Consider the following 11449-nt stretch of genomic DNA (forward strand, 5'->3'; position numbering starts at 1 on the left):
CATGAAGAAGATATCTTTATCCCTGGTAGTTGCTTTCTTGTTCCTAAATTCGTGTAACAACCTGGATTTAGTACCCCTGGATAAGCTTACCGCTGATAATTTTTATAAAACCCGCAGTGAATTCGACGGGGCCATTTTTGCCGCTTATTCTTCCATTCAGGATTTCTGGGGTACCAGTACCGAAACTTTAGGCGAAAACGGAGAATACTGGAAAATATCCGTGGTAACCTCCGACGATGTGGTTGCCGACCAGGAAGCCGGCACCGATGATATTTCCCGGGATGCTGATAATTTAATAATCCGGAGCAGCGATAAGCCTTTTGCCGCCGTGTACACCCAGATTTACGAAGGTATTTTGCGCGCTAACCTGGTGATCGAAAATTTAAATAATCCGAATACTTTAAGCGACGACGAAAAAAAGCTACTCGACGGGGAAGCTAAATTTTTGCGGGCTTTCTTTCATTTCGAAGCCATGAAACTGTGGGGTACGCCACCACTGGCCATGAAGGTGCCCAGAGATTTAAACAATTTGGCGCTGCCCAACGCTACTCAAGAGCAGCTATACACCCAGATTCTGGCGGATTTATCGGATGCCTACAATGCCTTGCCCGTATCCTGGGACGATGCTAATAAAGGCCGTGCCACCAAATACGCCGCCCAGGCTTACATTGGCAAAGTAAACGTCTGGAAAAAAGATTGGACCACGGCTATTACGGCCTTTGAAGATGTAATTGCCAATGGTTCGTTTGCTTTAATTAATACCGGTAATCCGGTGAAAGACTTGGAAGATGTTTTTGCCTATAACAATGAAAACAACCAGGAAGCCATTTTTGAAGTGCAGTACGGCGGTCCGTTTTCCGATGATAACGTGTGGGTGTTCGACGATACGCACTCCGAAGCATTTAAAGCTTCGCAGGGTACAACCCGTAGCTGGTACTGGGATGCCGGTAATGGCGCCCCGGGCGGTAAACTGGGCTGGTGGGCGCCTTCTACGGAACTGGTAAATTCCTTTGAACCCAATGATGCGCGATTAAGCGTGTACGTGTACAAAGCCGGCGATACCTATTATACCACTACTTTTACGCCCGTGCCCTACAATCCGGAGTGGTCGGTTACGGGTTTTACCATGAAAAAATACGGCGGCGCCCGCAACATGGTACCCGCCGACAACTCCCCGAACCAACAAGCTAATTTTAACAACGAACGGCTGTACCGGTTTGCGGAGTTAAAGTTGTTATACGCCGAGGCCTTAATTGCCCAGGGCAGAACTGCCGATGCTACCCAGCAAATTAACGATATCCGGAACCGGGCTGGTTTGCCCACTTTAACGGCAGGGGTAGATCTTACCGAAGCCCTGCGGCACGAAAAAAGAGTGGAACTAGCTTTTGAACCGCACCGCTGGTTTGATATTGTGCGCTGGGGAATCGGGCCGCAGGTGTTCGGAAATAAGTGGCAGGAACGCTATAACGTGTACCCTTTCCCGCAAACCGAAATCGACCGCACCGGTGGTACCTTAAAGCAAAATCCAGGATACTAATTTTATAAAAACAACACCAACCCACCAGGAGGAGCCCCAGGTTCCTCTTGTTAGGCTGGCCGGCTTAACATCTCCGTTGTGACTTTTATTTAATCCGGTTCAAATTTTTAAAAATCATAAATTTTAAAAAAGTCAGAATAGATCCGGGATTTTGTGGTACCGGCTTTATTTTCCTGTTGTCTTTTTCATCGGCTTTTTTTTCTGGGGTATTAAAAGCTTTTAGTTGTTGGTAGTTTATTATGCAGCAAAAGTCATTGAATAAATATTTATTAAAATTTAGCTTACCTTTTTTGCTGTTGCTGCTGGCCTTTACTTTATGGCAGTGGACCAGCCGCCCCGAGAAATTATTCCGGACTTTGCCTGCCTCCGCTACCGGTATTGCCTTTACCAACATCATTACAACTTCCGATTCTTTAACCGTTCTGGATTTTGAATACCTGTACAACGGGGGCGGTGTAGCCATTGGCGATATCAATAACGATGGCTTGCAGGATATCTACTTTACGGGCAACCAAACCACCAGCAAATTATACCTGAACCGCGGAAACTGGAAGTTTGAAGACATTACCGAAACTGCCGGGGTAGGCACGCATACTTGGGTCAATGGCGTAGCCCTGGTGGATATTAACCAGGACGGTTACAAAGATATTTACGTGTGCGTAGGCGGCAACCGCAACACCCCCGAGCAAGATAAAGCCAACCTGCTTTTTTTAAATAACAAGAATAACACCTTCACGGAAGTGGCCGAACAATATGGTTTAGCCGATACTGGTTATGGCATTCAGGCCGCTTTTTTTGATTACGATCGCGATGGTGACCTGGATATGTATTTGCTGCGCAACGCCTTCGTGGATTACAACCGCAACAATCCCCGGCCCAAGCAGCTAAACGGCAAAGCAGCCTCCACCGATAAGTTGTTTCGCAACAACGGCAATAACACGTTTACGGATGTTTCTACGGAGGCCGGTATTTTAATCGAAGGCTTTGGTTTAGGCCTGGCCATTAACGATATCAACCAGGATGGCTGGCCTGACGTGTACGTGTCCAACGATTTTATCACCAACGACCTGGTCTGGATTAATAACCAGGACGGTACTTTCTCGAACCAGGCTAGTCGCTACCTCAAACACCAAACCTACAACGGCATGGGCAACGATGTGGCCGATGTGAATAATGATGGCCTGCCCGATATAATAGTAGTGGATATGTTGCCGGAAGATAACCGCCGCTGGAAACTAACCACCATGGGCAATAACTACGATGAATTTGAAAATACTTTGGCGCGCGGCTACGAACCCCAGTACGTGCGCAATACCTTGCAACTGAATAATGGCCTTAGCTCTAATGCACCACTCGCTTTTAGTGAAGTAGGGCAGTTTGCCGGGATTGAAGCCACCGAATGGAGCTGGGCACCTTTATTCGCCGATTACAACAACGACGGCCAGAAAGACTTGTTTATTACCAACGGCTACCCCAAAGATATCACCAACCTCGATTTTATAGTTTACGGACACCATGCCGGTTTTATGGGTACTCCCGCCGGAAATTTAAAGGAACGAACAAACCGGTTAAACCAACTGCCTGGCGCTAAAGTAGCCAACTATGTATACCAGAATAACGGAAATTTAAATTTCAAAAATCAATCGATAGCCTGGGGAATAACCGAACCGGCTTATTCCAACGGGGCCGCTTTCGGGGATTTAGATAATGATGGGGATCTGGATTTAGTCGTAAATAACCTGGACCAAGAAGCTACAATTCAGGAAAACCGCTTAAACCAAATTAAAAAATATCAGCCGCAAGCAAATTATCTTCGCCTCGCTTTAAAAGGACCCAATCTTAACCAGGAAGGCCTGGGTGCCAAAGTGTACCTGCGAAATAAAGGGCAGCAACAATACCAGTATTTTTCGCCCTATCGCGGTTATCTTTCTTCGGTGGAGCCTTTCCTGCATTTTGGTCTGGATAGTATGCGGGTAGTAGATAGCGTGGAAGTATACTGGCCGGACGGCAAGTACCAGTTGCTGCGCCAGGTTCAAGCCAATCAGGTTTTAACAGTAGATTACGCGCAGGCTGGTGCGGCACCAGCTCATTCTTCTCCGGGGGCCAAGCCCTTGTTTACTTTGCTTTCGGAAGATACGGGTTTACGGTACCAGCACCGGGAAAACAACTTCGTAGATTTTAAGCTGCAACCTTTGCTGCCCCACGGCCACTCGCGGCAAGGCCCCGGCTTAGCGGTGAGCGACGTGAACCAGGATGGCTTAGCCGACGTGTACGTGGGCGGGGCTACCGGCCAGGCCGGGCGTTTGTTTCTCCAGCAAGCTTCGGGCAAGTTTGTGGCTGCCCCCACGCCCGGCATCGACAGCTTAGGCGAAACTTTGGGCGTGCTGTTCTTTGATGCCGATCAGGACCAAGACCAAGACTTGTATTTAGTACGGGGCGGCTCCGAGCAAGGGGCCAGCTCGCCCCAGTACCAGGATGCACTCTACCTCAACGATGGCCAGGGGCATTTTACTTTAGCCAAAGATGCTTTGCCCCAGATGCGCGGAAGCAAAGCCAGCGTGGTAGCGGCCGACTACGACCAGGACGGCGACTTAGACTTGTTTGTGGGCGGGCGGCTCACGCCCGGCGCGTACCCCACCACGCCCCGCAGCTACTTACTGCGCAACGAGAGTATAAACGGCCGTTGTCTTTTCCGGGATGTGACCCACCAGGTAAGTCCGGGCTTAGCGCAGGCAGGCATGGTGACGAGCGCTTTGTGGAGCGACTACGATAACGATGGCTGGGTAGACTTAGTGCTGGCGGGCGAGTTTATGCCCCTGCGCTTTTACCATAATCAGCAAGGTAAACTGGTGGAGCAAACAAACCAGACCGGTTTGCAAAATACAACCGGGTGGTGGAACAGCTTAGTGGCCGGGGACTTTGACCAGGACGGGGACATCGACTACGTGGCCGGCAACTTAGGATTAAACTCCCGCTACCAGGCCAGCACTCAGGAGCCCTTGTGCGTGCACGCCAAAGACTACAACAAAGACGGAAGGATCGACCCGGTACTCAGTTACTACAACCAGGGCCAGCAGTACATTTTTCATAGCCGGGATGATTTAATCGACCAGATCAACACCATGCGGGGAAGATTCCCTACGTACCAGTCCTACGCCGAAGCTACTTTTCAGCAGTCGTTCTTGCCCCAGGAGCTGGCCGGCGCCCAGGTGCTATGCGCCGAGCGGATGGAAAGCAGTTATGTAGAGAACTTAGGACACGGAAAGTTTAAGATAAAAGCTTTGCCCAGAGAGGTGCAACTGGCGCCTATGTACGGCATGGTGGTGGGGGATTACAACCAGGACGGCTATTTGGATGTGCTGGCAGTGGGCAACTCCTACGCCCCGGAAGTAAGCACAGGCCGGGCAGATGCGGGGCTGGGCTGGTACTTACGGGGCAACGGTAAAGGCGGTTTTACCAATGTGCCAGCTAGCCAGAGCGGGTTTGTGGCCGAGCACGATGCCAAGAGTTTGGTGCAGGTTAGCCGGGCTGATGGCCGGCAGGTCGTGGTGGTGGGCAATAACAACGGTGGCTTAGAAGTATTTCAACTGCAAAAGCAAGGCAACTATTATCCGGCGCAAAGCCGTGATGCCTGGGCCGAAGTAAAGCTGAAAAGTGGTAAAACCTACCGGCACGAGTTTTATTACGGCAGTTCTTTCCTGTCGCAATCCGAAAGAGGATTGCTGATAAACGAAGCCATAGCCTCGCTGACTATTTTTAAATTTTCAGGTGAAAAAAGAATTATTCCGGTTAATCTACATGCGCTCCATCACTAAACTACTCTTATTTTTAAATTTTAGCTGGTTCGCTATCGGGTGTAAAGAGCAGGTGGCGGTATTTCAAAGGCTACAGCCTAGCGAAACGGGCATTCATTTTAAAAATACGATCCAGGAAGACGATCAGCACAACGTATTTACTTACACCAACATTTACACCGGAGCCGGCGTAGCGGCCGGCGACATTAATAACGATGGCCTGACGGATCTTTTTTTTAGTGGGAGCATGGTTTCGGGCCGTTTGTACCTGAATAAAGGCAATCTGCAATTTGAAGATATTACCCTGCCGGCGGGAGTCACGAGTAATCGCTGGCAGACCGGAGCCACCATGGTAGATATCAACCAGGACGGCTGGCTGGATATTTATGTTTGCGTGGCCGGTAATCAAGCGGGTCAGGAACGTGCCAATTTGTTATACATCAATAACCGGAATAATACTTTTACCGAAAGTGCCGAAAAGTACGGCCTGGCCGATACCCGCCAAATGATGCACGCTGCTTTTTTTGATTACGACCACGATAACGACCTTGACGTTTTTATGATTGTCAATCCGGCTTCGTTGCGCGACAACGTAAACGTAATCCGGACCCGGCAATTAAAAGGCGAAAGCGCCAGCACCGACGTACTTTACCGCAACAATGGCGATCATACTTTTACAGACGTGTCGCGGCAGGCGGGCATTTTGGTGGAAGGGTACAGCCTGGGTCTGGCCGTGAGTGACATGAATAACGATGGTTGGCCGGACGTGTATATTTCCAATGATTTTATTAGTAACGATGTATTGTACATTAACAACCAGGACGGCACCTTCACCGACAAAGCCTCGGAATGTTTAAAACATACCAGCTATGCGGGCATGGGCAACGACGTCGCCGATATCAACAATGATGGTTTGGTAGATATTGTGGAGCTCGACATGCGCCCGGAAGATAACTACCGCCAGAAATTGATTATGCCGGCAACGGGGTACGACCGCTTTCAACTTACCCTAGATAAAGGGTACGATGCGCAATACAGCCGGAATACTTTGCAGCTAAACCAGGGAAACGGCAAATTCAGTGAAGTTGGATATTTAACCGGCATCAGCAGTACGGATTGGAGCTGGAGCGCTTTGCTGGCCGATTACGATAATGACGGCGACCGGGACTTGTTTGTAACTAACGGATTTTTAAAAAATATGGGTGACCTAGACTACGTGCATTATCAAAACGTGTATAACGGCCCCATTGGCTCGGAGCAAAGCAAGATCAAAAACAAAATAGAAGCTATTAAATCTTTGGCCGGTGTGCCGCTCAGCAATTATTTGTACGAAAATCAAGGCGATTTAAAGTTTACCAAACGATCGGAAGATTGGGGGTTAAACAGCAAAGGTTTTTCGAACGGGGCCTTATACGCTGATTTAGATAATGACGGCGATTTAGAACTGGTGGTGAACGCCATTAATGCCGAAGCCCAGTTCTACGAAAACAAAAGTAATGAACGTCAAAATCGTAATTTTTTAAAAATTAAGCTTGTTGGCAGCTCGCAAAACCGCAATGGCATTGGTGCTAAGATTACGGTTAAAGGAAAAGGGCACAGCCAGTTTTACGAACATTTTCTCTCTCGTGGCTATGAATCTTCGGTTGATCCCCTGATCCATTTTGGACTGGATAGCACGCGGGTAGTAGACAGTGTGGAAGTATATTGGCCGGATGGCAAGTACCAGTTGCTGCGGCAGGTCAAAGCCAATCAGGTCTTACAAGTAGATTACGCTAAAGCGGGCCCGCCACCAACTAGATCGCTTGCGGCAGACCCGCCCTTGTTCACCTTGCTTGCTGAAGATACGGGTTTAACTTACCCGCACCGGGAGAACAACTTCGTGGATTTTAAGCTGCAACCTTTGTTGCCCCACGGCCACTCGCGGCAAGGTCCCGGGCTGGCTACCAGCGACGTGAACCAGGATGGCTTGGCCGACGTGTACGTGAGCGGGGCTACCGGACAAGCCGGCCGCTTGTTTCTCCAGCAAGCCTCGGGCAGGTTTGTGGCCGCCCCAACGCCCGGCAGCGACAGCTTAGGTGAGACCCTGGGCGTGCTGTTTTTTGATGCCGATCAGGACCAGGATGAGGACTTGTATTTGGTGCGGGGCGGCTCCGAACACCTGGCCAACTCGCCCCGGTACCAGGATGAATTGTACCTCAACGATGGTCAAGGGCATTTTACTTTAGCTAAAGAAGCCTTGCCCACAATGCGCGCCAGCAAAGCCAGCGTAGTAGCGGCCGACTATGACCAGGACGGCGACTTAGACTTGTTTGTGGGCGGGCGGCTAACGCCAGGCGCGTACCCGACTACCCCCGCAGCTACTTACTGCAAAACGAGAGTAAAAACGGGCACTGTTCTTTCCGGGATGTAACGCCATCTAACCTGGCCCAGGCGGGGATGGTTACCAGCGCCCTGTGGAGCGACTACGATAACGATGGCTGGGTCGATTTACTTTTGGCCGGGGAGTTTATGCCGCTGCGCTTTTACCGCAACCAGCACGGCAAACTGGTGGAACAGACCAATGCAACCGAACTAGCGAACACAACCGGCTGGTGGAACAGCTTAGTGGGCGGGGACTTTGACCAGGACGGGGACATGGACTACGTGGCCGGCAACCTGGGCCTGAACACCCGCTACCGGGCCAGTGCCCAAGAGCCCTTGTGCGTGCACGCCAAAGACTACAACAAAGACGGGCGCCTGGACCCGGTACTGAGTTACTACAACCAAGGCCAGCAGTATATTTTTCACAGCCGCGATGATTTGATCGACCAGATCAACACCATGCGGGGCCGCTTTCCTACGTACCAGTCCTACGCGGAAGCCACGTTCCAGCAGTCGTTCTTGCCCCAGGAGCTGGCCGGCGCCCAGGTGCTCTGCGCTGAGCGGATGGAAAGCAGTTACCTGGAGAACTTAGGACAAGGAAAGTTTAGGCTAACGGCATTGCCCCGGCAAGTACAACTGGCACCGGTGTACGGCATGGTAGTAGGCGATTACAACCAGGATGGTTACTTAGATGTGCTGGCCGTGGGCAACTCCTACGCCCCGGAAGTAAGCACAGGCCGGGCAGATGCGGGGCTGGGCTGGTACTTGCGGGGCAACGGTAAAGGCGGTTTTACCAATGTGCCAGCTAGCCAGAGCGGGTTTGTGGCCGAGCACGATGCCAAGAGTTTGGTGCAGGTCAGCCGGGCTGATGGCCTGCCGGTATTGGTGGTGGGCAATAACAACGGTGGCTTAGAAGTATTTCAACTGCAAAAGCAAGGCAACTATTATCCGGCGCAAAGCCGTGATGCCTGGGCCGAAGTAAAGCTGCAAAATGGCAAAAGCTACCGGCACGAGTTTTATTATGGCAGCTCTTTCCTGTCGCAGAGTGAGCGGGTTTTAAAAATTACGCCCAACATGGCACAGGTTACCATTGTCGATTCCCAGGGCCAAAAGCGAAACCTGGATTTATCGCCCGGTTTAATTGCGGGCCGCCTAAGTCAAGATAATGATGCCGGAAAATAAAATCTTTAAAAATTAAAAAGTATAACCAGAGCCAGAACGGCTTACATCAAAATAAAAATTTTTAAAAAATTACGAACGCGTATGTTTAAAAACCTCCTCCTGTTATTTGTTTTCCAAGTTTTAGTTGTTTCGACCGGTGCAGCGCAAGACGTAGAAAAGCTCTTACTCAAAGATTACCGGCCTCAATCCATTTATAAAATTCCGGTTACCAAAGTAGAAAAAGCCAAGTACCCCATCATTGACTTACATTCGCACCCCTACGCCCAAACCGAAGCGGAGCTGGACCAATGGGTGAAAACCATGGATCAGGTAGGAATAGAAAAAACCGTGATTATGTCGTATGCGACGGGCGCTAAGTTTGATTCCATTCAAAAACAATACAGTAAATACAAGAACCGGTTTGAGGTTTGGTGCGGCTTTGACTTTACCGGCAAAGATAAACCCGGCTGGATAAAAAAAGCTGTAAAAGAACTGGAGCGCTGCTACAAGGCAGGGGCGCGCGGGGTAGGCGAGTTGGGCGATAAAGGTTTAGGCGAATTTTACTCCCTGCCTACTTCGGGTTACATGCACATAGACGATGCCCGAATGAAACCGCTACTGCAAAAATGCGCGGAATTAAAAATGCCCATCAGCATTCACGTGGCCGAACCGTATTGGATGTACGAACCCATGGACTCGACCAACGACGGTTTGATGAACGCCTATAAATGGAAAATTGATAAAACCCAACCCGGTTTACTGGGCCACGCCGAATTAATAAAAACCCTGGAAAATGCGGTACGCGATAATCCCAAAACAACTTTTATTGCCTGCCACTTTGCCAATGCGGAGTATGATTTAAGCATTCTAGGAAACTTATATGATAAATACCCGAACCTGTACGCCGACATTGCAGCGCGTTTCGGCGAAGTGGCGCCGATTCCGCGCTACATGAATGCATTTTTTAAAAAATACCAGGACCGCCTGGTTTACGGCACCGATATGGGCAACAGCGCCCGGATGTACCAGATTACTTTCCGGATACTGGAAACCCTCGACGAGCATTTTTACGAATTCGAGCACTTTGGTTATCACTGGCCCTGCAACGGTTTTGGCCTGGATGATGAAACCCTGCGCAAAGTATACCGCGACAATGCTTTAAAAATCTTAATGAAATAACCGCCAGTAAGCGAGTATAACTTTAGCTAAAACAAACCTTGTTGGTTATGCAACCAGGTTTGTTTTTAATAATTTCCCAAGATCAAAATCTGTTCGTTCATGTTCTTTTTATCAAACTCAAAAACCTTGCTGGAAAATTAAATTTTTAAAAAATTTAATTTTAAGCGTTTACGGTTGGCGCTGGATTAGTTTGGATTTTATAATTACTTCGCGGCGGGTGGCAGTGTCCGGATTGGCCACGGCGGCCATTAAAATTTCCGCGGCTTTTTCGCCCATTTCGTAAGGGAATTGTTCGATGGAAGCAATGGGCGGATGATCGAGGTACGAGCAAAAAGAAAGATTCGAAAAGCTGACAAAGCAAATATCTTTATTGATGTGCATGCCCCGTTCTTTGCAAACCTGCATGGCATCCAGGGCAATATAATCGTGAAAGGCCAGAATAGCCTGGGGCGGCTCGGGCAAATTTAAAAGTTCGTTGGTTTTCCGGATGGTATCTTCGCGCAACAAGTTTACGCTTTTAATGTAGTGGATATTTACCCCTATGCCATGCTCCTGCAAAGCTTTAACGTAGCCGTTTAAACGTTCTTCGGTGGCTTGCAAAGTATTGGGGCCATTAAGTAAAGCAATGCGGGTTAGGCCCCGGGCAATCAAAAAAGCAATGGCCTCGTAGGCGCCCACCATAATATCCGAATAAACGCAACTGTTGGGGGCTTTTTTTATTACCCGATCAAATAACACAACCGGAATGCCGTGTCTTTGGGCTTCGTCGAGGTGCCGGTAGGTTTGGGTTTCAGAAGCTACCGAAACAATGATGCCATCTACGCCATGTTTAATAAGCGAGGTGATGGCCGCCTGCTCCCGCTCAAAATTATTCCGCGATTGTACCACTAACACACTATACCCCGATTTGGCAGTAGTATCTTCAATGCCCGAAATAGCTAATGAAAAAAATTGCTCCGTTAAAAAAGGCAAAACCACGCCAATGTTATACGTGCACTTCTTTTTTAAATAAATGGCCGTGGAATTAGGCACGTATCCCATTTTTTGCACCAGCTCGTGTACCTGTTCGCGGGTGCGCAAACCAATGCGCGGATGGTTTTGTAAAGCCCGCGAAACCGTAGTAATGGAAACTCCCAAATGTTTGGCAATTTCTTTCATCGTAGGCACATTAGCAGCCATAGCCGGTGGGTTTAATTGTTTAAATACGAAACACTTACCGGTATTAAAGCTAGCAAATATTTTCACATAGTAAATAGCTTAATTTGCGCAATCGATTGCACAACAAACAAGCAGTATTTAGCCAGATTATCCGGTTTGGTTCTTCAGAAATAAATTGAAATTGCGATAAAATAGCCTTACATTTTAATCGGAGGCAGGTGTAATTATGCAGAAGATGAAAAATACAATTTCATTAACT

General features: G+C 48.9%; 6 protein-coding genes. 5 read left to right on the plus strand and 1 reads right to left on the minus strand.

The annotated features are described in order from the left end of the window. Window position 1: 1 nt before the first annotated feature. The 5 genes from HUW51_RS19490 to HUW51_RS19510 all read left to right on the plus strand — a co-directional run bounded on the left by HUW51_RS19490 (window position 2) and on the right by HUW51_RS19510 (window position 10032). Window positions 2-1537: a RagB/SusD family nutrient uptake outer membrane protein gene (locus HUW51_RS19490; protein ID WP_185271300.1), complete on the plus strand. Its 1536-nt coding sequence runs from the start codon at window positions 2-4 to the stop codon at window positions 1535-1537. Between the two features lie 254 nt (window positions 1538-1791). Then, the gene (locus HUW51_RS19495; RefSeq protein WP_185271301.1) at window positions 1792-5352 is read left to right on the plus strand and encodes a VCBS repeat-containing protein; all 3561 of its coding nucleotides are present in this window, start codon (window positions 1792-1794) and stop codon (window positions 5350-5352) included. Then, the gene (locus tag HUW51_RS19500; protein ID WP_185271302.1) at window positions 5306-7741 is read left to right on the plus strand and encodes a VCBS repeat-containing protein; all 2436 of its coding nucleotides are present in this window, start codon (window positions 5306-5308) and stop codon (window positions 7739-7741) included. The genes HUW51_RS19495 and HUW51_RS19500 overlap by 47 nt, the downstream gene beginning before the upstream one ends. Window positions 7742-7767: 26 nt before the next feature. Further along, complete coding sequence (locus tag HUW51_RS19505; protein ID WP_185271303.1) at window positions 7768-8874, plus strand: FG-GAP repeat domain-containing protein; 1107 nt, start codon at window positions 7768-7770, stop codon at window positions 8872-8874. An 81-nt stretch (window positions 8875-8955) separates the two neighbouring features. Beyond that, a complete protein-coding gene (locus HUW51_RS19510; protein ID WP_185271304.1) occupies window positions 8956-10032 on the plus strand; it encodes an amidohydrolase family protein in 1077 nt (358 codons plus the stop codon). A gap of 168 nt (window positions 10033-10200) precedes the next feature. On the opposite strand, the gene HUW51_RS19515 is transcribed toward HUW51_RS19510, so the two are convergent. Beyond that, the gene (locus HUW51_RS19515; protein WP_185271305.1) at window positions 10201-11211 is read right to left on the minus strand and encodes a LacI family DNA-binding transcriptional regulator; all 1011 of its coding nucleotides are present in this window, start codon (window positions 11209-11211) and stop codon (window positions 10201-10203) included. Between the last annotated feature and the right edge of the window lie 238 nt (window positions 11212-11449).

The organism is Adhaeribacter swui, from assembly GCF_014217805.1.
In the GTDB taxonomy this organism is placed as follows: domain Bacteria; phylum Bacteroidota; class Bacteroidia; order Cytophagales; family Hymenobacteraceae; genus Adhaeribacter; species Adhaeribacter swui.